The following is a 15197-nucleotide window of genomic DNA, read 5'->3' as shown; positions in this document are numbered from 1 at the left end:
GCTCGCTAAAAATTGATCTAAATCAAATAATATTTAGACTCATATCACTTACAATAGTGTTCTATTTTTTAAACTTGCAATTCATATTTTTATTAAATTTAACTGGATGATAAGCGAATCACTTCAAATATTTCTGGTTATCTAAGATCAATATTTTGTCAGTCATTCAAATATTGTTTATATTTCGTCATCTAACAAGACACGAGAGAAGTAGCTAATAATGTCAGCCCACCGATCGTCAGAACGTGAAATAATGGTAGAGAGCCATGAACAGCTTGTATCAACTACCGATCTACATGGTGTAATTACATACAGCAACGAAGAATTCGCTCGAATTGCTGGATTTACTCAAGAAGAGTTGTTAGGGAAAAATCACAATTGCATCCGCCACAGAGATATGCCGAAGGCAGCCTTTGCCGATATGTGGCATCACCTCAAAAAAGGTGAGGCATGGCGAGGAATCGTTAAGAACCGCACCAAGTCACACGGTTATTATTGGGTGGATGCCTACGTTACACCGATTTATGAGGGTAACAAAAAAATCGGTTATCAATCCGTTAGGGTTAAGCCCAAACGAGAATGGGTAGAAACGGCAGAAAAGGCTTACGCACAGCTGCGCAAGGCAGAGAAAAGTGGCAAGTCATTATCGTTTGAGATTAACGACGGCCTTAGATATCTGCTCCTCTTCGCAGGATTATTGTCACCAATTATTGCTGGTTTCTTTGACCTTAGTGGTGGGATGAGCTTGTTGTTCAACTCAGCACCTCTCGTGATCCTTGCCTTGCTGTTTAAACAAGAGTTAATCGATACGCCTGTTGAGTTAAATAAGCTTAAGAATAAGTACGATAGTATCAGTCGAATGATTTATTCGGGTAACAAAAAGTTCTCTGTTGCTGATTTTCACATTAAACTGCTTTCTGCACGGATCAGAACGGTGCTTGGCAGAATGACTGATTCAACTAAGCCACTTCAAGATCTCGCTGACAACTTGAGTGCGACGTCCTATCAAGTAACGGACGCTCTTGCTCAACAAACCAAAGATATTTTACAAGTGCGAGAGGCTACGGAAGCCGTCGAGGCTACAGCAAATGAAGTGTCCTCCAATGCTCAAGAAGCTCACCAAATTGTTGATGTAACGCTTAAAACTTGTGATGGTGCTAAGCAAAGTATTACGCAAACACACCAAAACTTGGAAAGTTTGAGTGCTCAAGCAGAAAAAGCAACCCAGACAACTTACCAACTTAGTGAGCAAGCTCAAAACGTCAGTCAGATGATGGAGGAGATAGGAGGTATCGCTGAGCAAACTAACTTACTGGCATTGAACGCAGCAATTGAAGCGGCTCGAGCAGGTGAGCAGGGCAGAGGCTTTGCGGTTGTGGCAGATGAAGTACGAGCGCTTTCTGGACGAACCTCTAATGCTACAGTACAGATCAAAGATAGTATCGATGCCATGCTCAATACAATCGAGAGCTGGCAGAGCGACATATTGGACAACAAAAAACAAACCGATTCTTGCGGTGATGTGGCCAAACTCAGCTCCGAAAGACTTTCTGAGGTCGAAGATTTAATGAAGTCGATGAATGACTTAATGCAGTCTGTTGAAAACTCAGCAGGTAACCAGCGCAGGCTTTCTAGCGATGTCAATTTACATATTCAATCGATAGCATCAACTGCGGAACAAAACTTGGATGCTACGCGCTCTGTGAAGGAGCATTCTCAAGAACTGAAAGATCAGGTTGATGAGTTTCATCAATTGGCAAGGCGTTTTGAGGAAAAGTCATAAAGTAACCGAGTTCAATCAGCTCAGATAATAAGCCCCTTGCGGGGCTTAACTAAATCGCTTTTCGTATCTTCCAATACTCAATCGTTTGTAAGCCATGGGAAATGATGGCAACCACCACTAGACTAAAAATGAGTCTGCCCCAAAAAATCGAGATAAAGTCCGCGCCAATTAAAAGCAATAAAATGGTATCCTCAATCATGCTGTGGGAAAGGTTTAATAACATAACTGCACTGAAAACATCTCTTTTTGGTATTTGACCTCTCTTTGCCTCATTAATCAACAAAGCCCCGCCAAATGATATCCCTAAAGTAATCCCAATTATCGTCATATTTGTTGCTTTGGGGCTGATGCCAATGACCTTTAAAAACGGCTTTAGTAATCGAGCAAGTAACCTCTCAACACCGATTAAGCGCATTACTTTGAGTGCTAACAACATACCTGCGATAATAACGAATATCATCATAAGGTTTTTAAATTGATCCCATGTCCAAGCAAGATAGCTTTGGTCTTGGGTTGGTGTGAGTTGGAAAACAACTTGTGCTTGTTGCTCGAAGACACCTAAGCCTTGATACAGTTTGTGTAGCACAAAGGCAAAAACCACTCCGCACACAACACGAAAAATAATCGATAGAGAAAAGCTCACCCCAGCTTTTTTTGTAATAGCAGCCTCTAAAGGTAAGGAGTGAGCAAAGAGCAATAGGGTGCCTAGCACAGAGGCTTGGGCAATGGTGAGGCTTGCTCCCGAGTCCATAAAAACCAATAAGCCTGCATATATATTGGTAAGGATTGTCGTCGCCCATACAAGCCCCATCTCCTCCGGTAAACCTAATAAAGTCATTAATGGGCTGAGCCAATCGCTCAAAATCGATATTGCTCCGAGCTCTTCTGCAATTTTTACGCAGATAAGCATGGGGATCATGATTTTATAAAGAGACCATACAACATCACATATTTCTCTGAAGAGCTCAGAAATAAAACGGTTCAACTTATTCATGTGATAATCCTTTTTCAAATCGTTGCCTTGCCTGTAAAGCAAGCTATTCTCGCTGGACCTAGCATCTTGAGGTTACTTGGGTATATCCTACCTTTTAGTCAAGAAATTTGATGTTGAGAATGAACAATAAAAACGTGCAACAGTTTTTTAATTTATCTTTATTTTGAGTTATATTTCTTAAAAAGCTTATATTGAGAAATTTATGGAAATTGATCGTTTAGACCGAAAAATACTGGCTCGTCTGCAAAAAAATAACAGGATCCCAAATGTTGAGCTAGCTGATGAAGTTGGTCTGTCACCACCGGCTTGTTTGAAACGAGTGAAACGGCTCAGAGAAGTTAATGCTATTGTTCATGATGTCTCAATCTTAAATCCAAGTCTCGCGGGAAATAAGCTCACGTTAATTGTTTCGATCGAAATGGAACGGGATAGATCAGATATCTATTCGAGATTTAGAGCAGTGATAGAAAAAGCACCAGAGGTGACTCAGTGCTACCAAATAACAGGGAGCTTTGATTTCGTACTGATTGTTTCTGTCCCTGATATCCAATCGTATGAGAGTTTTGTTGAAAGAGTGATCCATAAAGACGAAAACATACGCAAATTTCATACATCGGTCTCGACGAGAACGGTAAAATGCACAACTGAGATTAATCTCGACTAAAAAAAACCGAGCATGATGCTCGGTTTTTTAACTCTGTGTTCAACTTGAATTTAATCAAGAAGCTCTTGTGCAGTTTTGACTACGTTCTCTACAGTGAAACCGAACAATTTAAACAGTTCGCCTGCTGGTGCTGACTCACCAAAGCTTGTCATACCTATGATACGGCCGTCAAAGCCAACATATTTATACCAGAAATCTGCGATACCTGCTTCTATTGCGATACGAGCGGTTACGTCTGAAGGCAGTACGCTTTCACGGTAGCTTGCGTCTTGTTTGTCAAACGCATCAGTAGAAGGCATAGAAACCACGCGTACTTGTTTACCTTGAAGGCTTAATTCATCAGCTGCAGATACTGCCAATTCAACTTCAGAACCTGTTGCAATTAGAATTAAGTCAGGGCGACCCTGACAGTCTTTCAAGGTGTATCCACCTTTAGCAATGTTTGCAACTTGCTCAGCCGTACGTGTTTGTTGCGCGAGATTTTGGCGTGAGAAGATAAGAGATGTCGGAGCATCTTTACGTTCAATTGCTAGCTTCCAAGCTACAGCCGATTCTACTTGGTCACATGGACGCCATGTACTCATATTCGGTGTTAGACGCAGTGAAGCCATTTGCTCAACAGGCTGGTGAGTTGGACCATCTTCACCTAAGCCAATAGAATCATGTGTGTAGACTTGGATATTCTGAATCTTCATCAACGCAGCCATACGCATTGCATTACGCGCATATTCCATAAACATTAGGAACGTAGCTCCGTAAGGAATGAAACCACCATGGAGCGCAACGCCGTTAATGATAGCTGTCATTCCGAACTCACGCACACCATAGTGAACGTAGTTACCAGATGCATCTTCAGCAGAAAGAGACTTAGAACCAGACCACATGGTTAAGTTTGAAGGCGCGAGATCCGCTGATCCACCTAAGAACTCAGGTAGCATGGCACCAAAAGCTTCTAGTGCGTTTTGCGAGGCTTTACGTGATGCTATGTTAGCCGGGTTAGCTTGTAGATCCGCAATGATCTGGCTGGCTTTTTCTTCCCATTGTGCCGGCAATTCACCATTTAGACGACGTTTTAGCTCAGCTGCCTCTTGTGGGAATGCTTTTGCATAAGCATCGAATTTTTCATTCCATGCGGCTTCTTTCGCCTGACCAGCTTCTTTTGCATCCCACTGCGCATAAATATCGGCAGGGATGTCAAAAGGACCGTGTTCCCAACCCAATTTCTGGCGAGTAGCGGCGATTTCTTCTGCACCAAGTGGTGCACCGTGGCAGTCATGAGAGCCCGCTTTATTAGGTGAGCCAAATCCAATAATAGTCTTAGTACAGATTAGAGTTGGACGCGGATCTGATTTCGCTTTGACAATAGCTGCATCGATAGCATCTGAATCATGTCCATCCACGGCAGGGATAACATGCCATCCGTAAGCTTCAAAACGTTTTACTGTGTCGTCAGAGAACCAACCTTCCACATCACCATCGATAGAGATGCCGTTGTCATCCCAAAATGCGATAAGCTTACCTAGTCCAAGAGTTCCTGCAAGAGAACAAGCTTCGTGTGAAACCCCTTCCATCAGACAGCCATCACCCATAAAGGCATAAGTGTAGTGATCAACAACGTCGTGGCCAGGTTTATTAAATTGGGCAGCGAGTGTTTTTTCTGCAAGTGCCATACCTACGGCATTAGTGATACCTTGACCAAGTGGTCCTGTCGTCGTTTCGATTCCAGGCGCGTAACCGTACTCTGGATGGCCAGGTGTTTTTGAATGAAGCTGGCGGAAGTTCTTCAGTTCGTCAATTGATAGCTCATAACCAGAAAGGTGCAACAATGAATAGATCAGCATAGAGCCGTGACCATTCGAAAGGACAAATCTGTCACGATCTGCCCATTCAGGATTACTTGGGTTGTGATTGAGGTGCGAGCGCCATAAAACTTCTGCGATGTCTGCCATACCCATTGGAGCGCCTGGGTGACCAGAATTAGCTTGTTGTACACCATCCATGCTCAAGGCACGAATAGCATTTGCGAGGAGTTTACGATCCATATTGATTACCAAATTTAATAAAGAATTCTACAAGTTAATGAACAAAAAGCGCGTGTCTTTTTGTTCACAATAATCACTTAAAGTTTTGCTTCGATCATAGCTTCAAGTTTGCCTTGATCCACAGCAAAGTTGCGAATACCTTCAGCCAGCTTTTCCACTGCCATAGCATCTTGGTTGTGTTCCCACAAGAATTCAGAATGCGACATAGATGCAGGGCGAGTTTCTTGACCGTTAGAGTCAATAAGTTTCGCGACGACTTCACCTTGTGAAGCTTCAAGTTCTGCTAATAGTGCTGGTGCAATAGTTAAACGATCACAACCCGCAAGTTCAAGAATTTCATCAATATTTCTGAAGCTTGCACCCATAACTACAGTTTTGTAACCGTAGTTTTTGTAATAGTTATATATCTTAGATACAGACAGAACGCCTGGATCTTCTTGCGCTTCAAAGTCACGGCCTTCTTTCGCTTTGTACCAGTCCATGATGCGACCTACGAATGGAGAGATTAAGAACACGCCAGCTTCTGCACACGCTCTTGCCTGAGCGAATGAGAATAAAAGAGTTAAGTTACAGTTGATGCCTTCTTTTTCTAGAATTTCAGCAGCGCGAATGCCTTCCCAAGTTGATGCGAGTTTGATCAGGATACGATCATTTGAGATGTCTGCATCGTTGTACATCTTAACTAGTTGACGTGCTTTAGCTACGCTTGCGTCAGTGTCGTACGACAAACGTGCATCAACTTCAGTAGAAATTCGACCTGGGATTGTCTTAAGAATTTCTTTACCGATATTCACGGCTAACATGTCACAAGTATCTTGAACTTGTTGAGATTTATCGTCGCTTTGGGCTTTTGCGTATTGAATTGCTGCATCGATTAATGGTGCATATTCTTCAATTTGAGCGGCTTTCAGAATGAGTGATGGGTTAGTTGTGGCGTCTTCAGGTTGGTATTTTTTGATAGCCTCAATTTCACCTGTGTCTGCTACGACCGTAGTTAGCTTGCGAAGTTGCTCTAGTTTGTTGCTCATTTTTGTCATCCTATTTAATGGGCATCCACCTAAAGTGGTAAAAGACATTTGTTACTTCATGAATAGTCGGCATTGTAACCCTTTGAGCCAAGTATTGCTCTGATAACGTCACCGATTATTGTAAATTTTTAGCTCAAGGAAATTCTTGGTGAGCAATTGCTCGTTCGTTGAGTAAATGATGGATTCATATTTATCTTATCCAATGAAAATGTCAATCGATAACTAGAGATGCTCCAAATTTGAGAGTAAATCTAATCTTTGGGTATGTTTTTGACGAAAATACGCTCGTTTTTTCTTGAATAAAGTGGATGTTAGCATTTAAATAGTTTGAACTTTTAGTTGAGCAAATGTTATTTGTGTGAGCATATGCCCATGCCGAGTACGTAAATAACGATAGGTTTAAGTGATGGTGGATAAAACACATAAAGAGATGGCAGACGATGTTAGAGATCTTCTTACTGAAGTCTCAGTTGCTTATTATCAAGATGGGGCAACTCAGGAGGAAATATCTAAGAAATTTACTATTTCGCGAGCAAAAGTAGGGCGCCTGTTGAGGCAAGCTAGAGAAGAAGGTGTCGTTGAAATAACGGTAAAATATCATCCAGTGTTCAGCGCTAAGATAGAACAAAGGTTGATTGAGAGGTTCGGAGTGAAGCGTGCATTGATTGCACTTGATCAACCAGATGAAGAAAAGCAGCGCAGACTCGTTGCCAGCCTAGTTTCCAAATATTTGGTGAGCTCGATAAAAAATGGCCATGTGGTTACCATTGGCCAAGGCCGTAATGTTTCTGCGGTGGCTCACCATGTGGGAGTGATCCCTCAGCGTGATGTGAAGTTCGTTTGCGGAATCGGAGGGATTCATCCGCGAGGTGGTATGTTTAATGCTGACCATATTTGTCGGCAATTTGCTAAGAGCTATGGCGGTACGTCAGAAACCTTATATGCACCAGCCTATGCTGAAAACTACACACAAAAACAGGCCTTTATGGAAAACTCAACAGTTAAGCAAACGCTAGATTTGGCAAGAAAAGCTGACATGGCATTGGTTGGTGTGGGTGACATGAGTGAAAACAGCTATATGGTTGATTTAGGGTGGTTTACTGCTCAAGAAGTCGTTGAATCAAGATCTTCACAAGGTATTGTGGGAGACTTCGCAGGTTATGATTTCTTTGATGTACATGGTGCCTGTGTCGAAACCGTTATGAGTGATCGAGTGATTGGACTAAGTGTTGAGGATTTTCGTCCAATTTCTGAGGTAGTCGCAGTTGCAGCAGAAAACAGCAAACCCCTTGCTCTACTCGGGGCATTGCGAACTGGTGTCGTTGATGTTATCGCAACAAGTGTATCGAATGCTTTAACGGTACTGAACCTCGACGAACAGTTAAAATGAATCGACAAATACTATCGTAACCAAGACTCCAACTCGCCTTGGCTACGCGAGTAGGTTTAGACTTCAACCGGCAGCTTTGTGTTAGCTCCCCATTCAGTCCAAGAGCCATCGTAAATCCGCAAATTAGTATAGCCACATAGATACGATGCAAGCAAAACGATGGCTGCTGTTACTCCTGAGCCGCAACTGAAGATATGCTCTTGACAATTTTTCTGCATCGTTTGGGAAAGCAGAGCAGTAAGCTCTGGAATTGTCTTGAGCTTATGACCATCCATTAATTGGACAAACGGTTGGCAGACTGATTGGGGAATATGACCCGAGCGAATACCTTGACGCGGCTCTGGAACTTTTGCTTTAAAGCGCTCAAGAGATCTCGCGTCTACAGTTTGGCTATGCTCATTTTGGATATTCTGTAACACATATTCAGCATCAACAAAGAAACTAGGATCGAGTTTTCCTGCGAAATTACCTTTGCCTTTGGGTTCATCATAATGATTGGTCGTTGGTAACTGCTGGTTTTTCCACTCCGTTAAGCCACCATTGAGAACAAAAACGTGTTCATGGCCCATCGCTCTTAACATCCACCAAGCTCTGGGCGATGCGAACGTACCACTGTTGTCATAAACCACAATGGTCGAGTCATGATTCAGGCCAATATCTTGGGCAAGTTGGTTGAATCTCTCTTCTGAAGGCATCATGTGTGGTAAAGAGGAATCAGGATCGCAGAAGACACTGTCGTAATCAAAACGTACCGTACCAGGAATAAAATTACTGGTATCTTTTTCCGTTTCAGCAGGAATTTTAAATTCGATACTTGCATCGAGTAAAATCAAATTCCCTATTTTTTGTAGTTCGACTACGTCTTTGGGGGAGACTAGTGGCGACATCTGCATTCCTTCTATTTTCATTGAGGTTCTGATAACCAAATAACATCAAGACAAATCGATATGAGCTTTGCTATATCCTAGCATATATTGACCAACTATTTATTTAAATTACAGCCAACAAAAGAGTAGATATCTTTGCCTGTAAGTAACGAATGACGAACCGATATTTGTATATATGTTCCTCGCTTACAATTAGCCGTTGATGGCACAAGAATAGTTTTAATGGTTTTGTCTTTAAGTGCGATTTGAAAGTACTTTCTCGTACCATCGAGAGAATAGGTGTTATTTTGAGAGACTAATAAGGCCTCTTGATAGCTTATGTTCTCATCAAAGCTCAAGAAGCCTAAAGTTGAAAGTGTGATAACTAAGGTCAACCCTGCGAGACAATAGTAACAACCGCGCTTGAGCCTCTTGCTCATCGACATATCGGGTTATTATCCCTCATCTACGCTCCCACAAACCGAGCAAGAGGGGCGTTTGGTTAGTTTCATTTCTCTCCATGCCATGGTCATCGCATCTAGCATAAGAATAACGCCTTTTTTCGTTGAACCAAAGTTTGTGAGCACCTTTATTGCTTGCATCGCTTGTGTTGCTCCAACTATGCCAACCAGAGGAGGCATCACGCCGCTCTCGACACAAGTTAGCTCTTGCGATGAAAAGAGTGAACTGAAGCATTGATAGCAAGGTGTGTCTGAATCAGTATAATCGAAAACTAAAACCTGGCCTTCCATACGAATAGCTGCACCAGAAATCAACGTTTTTTTAAGATTAAAGCAGAGTCGATTCAATTGATTCCGAGTGTTTAAGTTATCAGAAGCATCTAAGACTAGCGCATGCTCCTTGATTAAAGCTAGGAGCTCCTCATCATTTAATCGGCGCTTAATTACAGCGAAGTGAGCATGGGGGTTGAGTTGCTGTAATGTTTGCTTAGCGGAAATGACTTTTAGTTTTCCAATATCTTCATCTGTGTGAAGGACTTGCCGGTGTAAGTTTGAGAGTTCAACACTATCATCATCAACCAACGTCAGTGTTCCAACACCGGATGCTGTGAGATATTGAGCCGCAGAACAACCCAAACCACCAAGACCGACAATGAGCACTTTACTTTGCTTTAACGCCTCCTGACCTTCAAAATCAAACTGATTTAAAGAGATCTGCCGATTGTAACGCAAGACTTCTTGATCCGAGAGTATATTCAAATGCATACCTTAGTAAAATGTCGAATTAAAGAGTTCGATAGTGACAGTTTCCCCTTTCTTTACTGAGCTTCGTTCTCTTTCCAAAACGATAAAGCAATTAGCTAAACTCATAGAGCGAAAGGCTCCAGAGCTTTGATTTCCTGTTGTCTCCACGAAAATTTTACCGTCTTCTACGGTGTATATTCCACGTTGATAATCTGTTCTACCGGGTGACTTTTTAAAGTGGCTTCGTGTAGTCGCGAGTAATGTTGTTGGTTTTTGCCATTTCGAATGGGCAGCAAGCTTTGCTATTAAAGGCTGGACTAAGACGTACATGGTAACCATTGCAGAGACAGGGTTTCCCGGTAACCCACAAAAAAGCGTATTCTCTATTTTACCGAAAGCGAAGGGCTTTCCCGGTTTTATTGCTAATTTCCAGAAGTTAATTTCTCCTAATGCTGCGAGAACATCTTTAGTGAAGTCGGCTTCTCCTACGCTTACTCCGCCTGTACTGATAATAAGGTCGCTTATGGACTGAGCATGTTTGAACGTTTCTGTCAGCCTCTCGGGGGAATCAGGAACAATACCTAGATCGATTGCCTCACAACCAAGTTTTTCGAGCATCGCTTTAACAGCGTAGCGGTTGCTGTCGTATATCTGCCCTGAACTTAGTTTTTCACCGACGGGCCTTAATTCATCGCCAGTTGAAAAAAAAGCCACACGTGGTTTACGTACAACCTTAACTTCGTCTATCCCTAATGTTGCGAGCAGAGCAATATCTCTTGCAGTCAGCCGAGTTCCTGATTCTAATGCAACATCGTTTTTTTGGATGTCGTTACCTTTAAATCTTATGTTTTGGTATTTAGAGACTCGCTCAATGTCGAAAGTGATACCTTTATCGGAAACTTCTACGTCCTCCTGCATGATAACGGCGTCATAATCAAAAGGAATTTCTGCTCCGGTCATAATACGGATACATGACTGTTCGCTCAAAGTACCGTTGAATGGAGCACCAGCAAAGGATTGACCGGATACGGGGAAGGTCTGAACAGTCGAAAGCTCAGAAGTCCTAATCGCGTAGCCATCCATTGCTGAGTTATCAAACGGGGGGACATCAGCTGGTGCTTTGACACTAGATGCCAATACATAACCCATTGCGTCTGACAGTGGTAAAGAGAGAGTGGAATCGATAGAAGTGACAGACGATAGAAGTCGACCAAGTGCTTCATCGACGGGTATTAAGCCAGGTATGTCAAAGCATCCCATTTTTGAATCCTGTTAAAATTTCACAAATCGGCAAAAAGTCTAACACAGACTGCTATTGGGCTGTAATGACCTTCATTAAAATATGGGTGTAATTCGTTAAAAATCCGAGTATCCTTGTCGTCCATCCGTTTCGGGTTATGTAAGAGGTAGTCGAATGTCAGAGTTAAGTGAATCTGCAAAGTTGGTCAAAGCGGCGTTAGAAAGTCGTGGTTTGGAAACGCCAATGTTACCAAATCAATACAGTCGTGAAGAAAAGAAAGAGAAAATTCAGTACCACATGCGTGAAATCCTTTCTCTTTTGGCACTTGACCTGTCGGATGACAGCCTTGAAGAAACCCCGCAAAGGATCGCCAAAATGTATGTTGACGAAATCTTTTCGGGTCTCGATTATAAAAACTTTCCAAAAGTCACCATGATCGAAAATAAGATGAATGTTAATGAAATGGTTCGAGTTAAAGGGATAACCCTTACCAGTACTTGTGAGCATCATCTTGTCACTATTGACGGAATGGCGACTGTTGCATACATCCCTCGCGGGAAAATTATCGGCCTATCAAAAATCAATCGAATTGTTCGGTTCTTTTCTCAGCGACCTCAGGTGCAAGAGCGAATGACACAGCAAATACTGGTTGCTCTTCAGACATTGCTTGAAACAGACGATGTTGCGGTTACGATGGATGCGACTCACTATTGCGTAAAATCTCGTGGTGTTATGGATGCGACGAGTGAAACTACAACTACAGCCCTCGGTGGTATATTTAAATCTAATCCTGCGACGCGCCATGAGTTCTTGCACGGTATAAGATAAAATTATACCCAAGTGACTTCAAAATGCAGGATTCAGAGCGATGCCACAGTGTTGAATTCAAGGAAAATAACGCCGCGTAATAGTGAACTCTTACCAAGTTGTTTGACGATGAAATCGGCACTGTGGCACGCTCCCAAAGGGCGAGTTGTCTTGCTTTACATGCGTCGTTACCGATTTTCAATTTAGATGACTAGATTTTCAAATCGTTGCCTTGCCTGTCAAGCAAGCCATTCTCGCTGAACCTAGCATCTTGAGGTTACTTGGGTATAGTTACTAAGAATCAGTCAAAAACCGCTTCAAATCTGAGGCGGTTTTGTTTTGGTTATATCAACCACTATCGATAAACAAAATTAAGGTGAACCCTTGTCTACTTCATTCAATACTCTCAATTTAGCATCCGACCTTCTTGTTACGCTCGATAGTTTGGGTTTTAGCCAGATGACGGCAATTCAGCAGCAAGCCTTACCTGCTATTCTTGAGGGCAAGGATGTTATAGGGCAGGGAAAAACAGGCTCTGGTAAAACGGTTACTTTCTCTTTGGGGATCTTGAACAACCTGAATGTTGAGCGTTTTCGAATACAGACGCTGGTTCTCTGCCCAACTCGAGAGTTGGCCGATCAGGTAGCCAAAGAAATACGGACTCTGGCGAGAGGTAGACACAATGTAAAAGTACTGACTTTGTGTGGTGGAATGCCGATGGGGCCTCAAATAGGCTCACTTGAACATGGAGCTCACATCATAGTTGGAACACCGGGTAGAATACTGGACCACATGTCAAAGGGACGCATTCAATTTTCAGATATTAATACGTTTGTCCTTGATGAGGCTGATCGTATGCTCGATATGGGTTTCGAAGATGCAATTGACACGTTAGTGTCTGAATTGCCAATAAATCGACAAACGCTGCTTTTTAGTGCAACTTATCCGAAACATATTGAGGTGCTAGCAGAGAAAGTCACTTCTGAAGCACAAATGATCAAAACACAAACTCATGATGAAAAAACGACCATCAAACAATTCTTCTATGAAGTTGATGGCACCGAAGCCAAAGATGATGCTCTCGAGACCTTGTTACTCCACTATAAGCCTGAATCATCGGTTGTTTTTTGTAATACAAAGAAAGAAGTACAAGATGTAAGTGATGAACTTGATCGATTAGGATTCAATGTTGCTGAATTGCATGGAGATATGGAACAAAGAGAGCGGGAAAGGGCTCTGATAACATTTGCAAACAAGAGCACTTCCATATTAGTTGCTACGGATGTCGCAGCGCGTGGTTTAGATGTTGATAACCTTGATGCTGTGTTTAACTTTGAATTATCGCGAGACCCTGAAGTTCACGTCCACCGAATTGGTCGAACAGGGCGAGCGGGTGCAGAAGGTTTAGCATTCAGCTTTTTTACTGCCAGAGAGTCCTATCGTGTAGCAAGGATCGAAGAGTATATGGACATCGAATGTCTTCCTTCTCAACTTCCTCAAAAGCTTATCGAGCGTCCGTTTTACCCTAAAATGGCTACGATTCAAATCTTAGGTGGTAAAAAACAAAAAGTGCGAGCAGGGGATATTCTCGGAGCTTTAACCAAACAAGCTAACATTGCAGCGAGTAAAATCGGCAAAATCAATATATTGGCGATGGTGTCCTATGTTGCTGTTGAGCATGATGTTGTAAAAGCAGCGTTGAAGCAATTGCAGACCGGCAAGATGAAAGGTCGTCAATTTAAGGCGAGGATCCTTAAATAATAGTGTTAGGGGCAAGTTACGCTTGCCCCTAAATGGGTTGTTAAAAAGGTTTAGCTTGGGTTATCAAATAGGTACAAATAGTCAGCATATCCCTCTGCCTCCATCTCTGCCACTGGGATAAATTTCATCGAAGCAGAGTTCATACAGTATCGTAATCCAGTTGGAGCAGGGCCATCAGTGAAGACATGGCCTAGGTGAGAGTCTGCAAATCGACTTCTGATTTCTGTTCTTGGGTAGATCAAATGGTAATCCGTTTTTTCAACAATGTAATGTTCATTGATAGGCTTGGTAAAGCTAGGCCAGCCAGTTCCAGATTTATATTTGTCTACCGATGAAAACAGAGGCTCTCCGGATACAATATCGACGTAGATACCAGCTTGTTTGTTATCCCAATATGGGTTATCAAACGCACGCTCTGTCCCGTCTTCTTGGGTAACATAATACTGAATGTCAGTAAGTTTTGATTTTATCTCAGAATTACTCGGCTTTTGATAGGTTTTGAGTGTTGCAAGCCGGTTCTTTTCATCGATGAGCTGACGCAAGGTTACTGACATCTTCTCTCTATCTTTTCCGAAAATTGTATCAAGGTACTGGTCACGTCCAGAGGCATAACGGTAATATGAGTAGCGGACTTTATTACGCTTGTAATAGTCCTGATGATAATCCTCCGCAGGCCAAAACTTGGTGAATTCAATCAATTCAGTTTTCAGCGGCTTTTTAAAAATACCAAGGTTATCTATTTCTTTAATAAACTTCTCTGCAGTCAGTTTCTGAGCCTGATTGCGAAAAAATATAGCAGGTCGGTACTGTGGCCCACGGTCGACAAATGAGCCCTTATCGTCCGTAGGATCGATGTGGCGAAAGAATTGATCGAGAACTTGTTCATAAGTAAGTTGCGACGTATCGTACGTGACATTGATAACCTCTATATGTCCAGATTTACCCGACGATACCTGTTTGTAACTTGGGTTATCTAAAGTCCCTCCTGAGTAGCCTGATTCAACAGCTACGACACCTGACAGTTTTTCTAAGTCTGACTCTGTGCACCAAAAGCATCCACCGGCTAAGGTCGCTGTGTCATACTTTGTGTTTTTTGCCTGTGATATCAGAGGCAGGAAGGACAACGCAAGTCCTAAAATATATATACCAGTGTTTGTCGTAAATTTCATATCGACCTCTAAACTTGTTGTGGTTCGCTGGACTTGTGTGGTTAATCCCGAGGACAAAAAGCATCTCAGTTAAAGTAAAAATGTTAATCCACGTCTAGCTTGAATCAATGACCTCTTTTCATACAGTGCAGTGGTTATGGCGACTATACCTCAGAATTAATGCCGGAAAATTAATTCCACCGACAGCTCTACGAGCAGCGTAAAGGCTAATAGGTCTCGTACTCTCTAAGATTAGAAAGAGAGTCTGC

At 42.4% G+C, this 15197-nt stretch carries 13 protein-coding genes; 5 read left to right on the top strand and 8 right to left on the bottom strand.

Annotation, left to right across the window (positions count from 1 at the left end):
* Positions 1-220 precede the first annotated feature (220 nt).
* A complete protein-coding gene (locus RH40_RS11040) occupies positions 221-1783 on the top strand; it encodes a methyl-accepting chemotaxis protein (protein ID WP_009601576.1) in 1563 nt (520 codons plus the stop codon).
* Positions 1784-1832: 49 nt separating this feature from the next.
* Here the strand turns inward: RH40_RS11040 and RH40_RS11035 are convergent, their stop codons facing one another.
* Complete coding sequence (locus RH40_RS11035; protein WP_009601575.1) at positions 1833-2777, bottom strand: hypothetical protein; 945 nt, start codon at positions 2775-2777, stop codon at positions 1833-1835.
* A gap of 202 nt (positions 2778-2979) precedes the next feature.
* On the opposite strand from RH40_RS11035, the gene RH40_RS11030 reads away from it, so the two are divergent.
* Positions 2980-3441 (top strand): Lrp/AsnC family transcriptional regulator, encoded by a 462-nt coding sequence (locus RH40_RS11030; protein WP_009601574.1) that lies wholly within the window; start codon positions 2980-2982, stop codon positions 3439-3441.
* Between the two features lie 50 nt (positions 3442-3491).
* Here RH40_RS11030 and tkt read toward each other — a convergent pair whose 3' ends face one another.
* Entirely contained in the window at positions 3492-5483 is a 1992-nt protein-coding gene (gene tkt / locus RH40_RS11025; RefSeq protein ID WP_009601573.1) for a transketolase, read from the bottom strand.
* Positions 5484-5560: 77 nt separating this feature from the next.
* Positions 5561-6511: a transaldolase gene (tal, locus tag RH40_RS11020; protein WP_009601572.1), complete on the bottom strand. Its 951-nt coding sequence runs from the start codon at positions 6509-6511 to the stop codon at positions 5561-5563.
* A 406-nt stretch (positions 6512-6917) separates the two neighbouring features.
* On the opposite strand from tal, the gene RH40_RS11015 reads away from it, so the two are divergent.
* A complete protein-coding gene (locus RH40_RS11015) occupies positions 6918-7901 on the top strand; it encodes a sugar-binding transcriptional regulator (RefSeq protein WP_009601571.1) in 984 nt (327 codons plus the stop codon).
* A gap of 56 nt (positions 7902-7957) precedes the next feature.
* On the opposite strand, the gene RH40_RS11010 is transcribed toward RH40_RS11015, so the two are convergent.
* The 4 genes from RH40_RS11010 to moeA form a co-directional block, all read right to left on the bottom strand.
* Positions 7958-8788: a sulfurtransferase gene (locus RH40_RS11010; RefSeq protein ID WP_009601570.1), complete on the bottom strand. Its 831-nt coding sequence runs from the start codon at positions 8786-8788 to the stop codon at positions 7958-7960.
* Positions 8789-8883: 95 nt separating this feature from the next.
* A complete protein-coding gene (locus RH40_RS11005) occupies positions 8884-9213 on the bottom strand; it encodes a hypothetical protein (protein ID WP_009601569.1) in 330 nt (109 codons plus the stop codon).
* 9 nt (positions 9214-9222) lie between these two features.
* On the bottom strand, positions 9223-9987 hold the full coding sequence (gene moeB / locus RH40_RS11000) for a molybdopterin-synthase adenylyltransferase MoeB (RefSeq protein WP_009601568.1): 765 nt from the start codon (positions 9985-9987) through the stop codon (positions 9223-9225).
* Positions 9988-9996: 9 nt separating this feature from the next.
* The gene (gene moeA, locus RH40_RS10995) at positions 9997-11232 is read right to left on the bottom strand and encodes a molybdopterin molybdotransferase MoeA (RefSeq protein WP_009601567.1); all 1236 of its coding nucleotides are present in this window, start codon (positions 11230-11232) and stop codon (positions 9997-9999) included.
* A 154-nt stretch (positions 11233-11386) separates the two neighbouring features.
* Between moeA and folE the strand changes: the two genes are divergently transcribed.
* Positions 11387-12040, top strand: coding sequence for a GTP cyclohydrolase I FolE (gene folE / locus RH40_RS10990; RefSeq protein WP_009601566.1), 654 nt, complete (start codon positions 11387-11389; stop codon positions 12038-12040).
* A 363-nt stretch (positions 12041-12403) separates the two neighbouring features.
* A complete protein-coding gene (gene dbpA, locus RH40_RS10985) occupies positions 12404-13780 on the top strand; it encodes an ATP-dependent RNA helicase DbpA (RefSeq protein ID WP_009601565.1) in 1377 nt (458 codons plus the stop codon).
* Between the two features lie 50 nt (positions 13781-13830).
* On the opposite strand, the gene msrB is transcribed toward dbpA, so the two are convergent.
* A complete protein-coding gene (msrB, locus tag RH40_RS10980; RefSeq protein ID WP_009601564.1) occupies positions 13831-14949 on the bottom strand; it encodes a peptide-methionine (R)-S-oxide reductase MsrB in 1119 nt (372 codons plus the stop codon).
* Between the last annotated feature and the right edge of the window lie 248 nt (positions 14950-15197).

The organism is Vibrio caribbeanicus ATCC BAA-2122, from assembly GCF_000165125.1.
GTDB lineage: Bacteria > Pseudomonadota > Gammaproteobacteria > Enterobacterales > Vibrionaceae > Vibrio > Vibrio caribbeanicus.
Note: the sequence above shows the minus strand (reverse complement) of the source record. Positions and strands in the feature narration are given on the sequence as shown.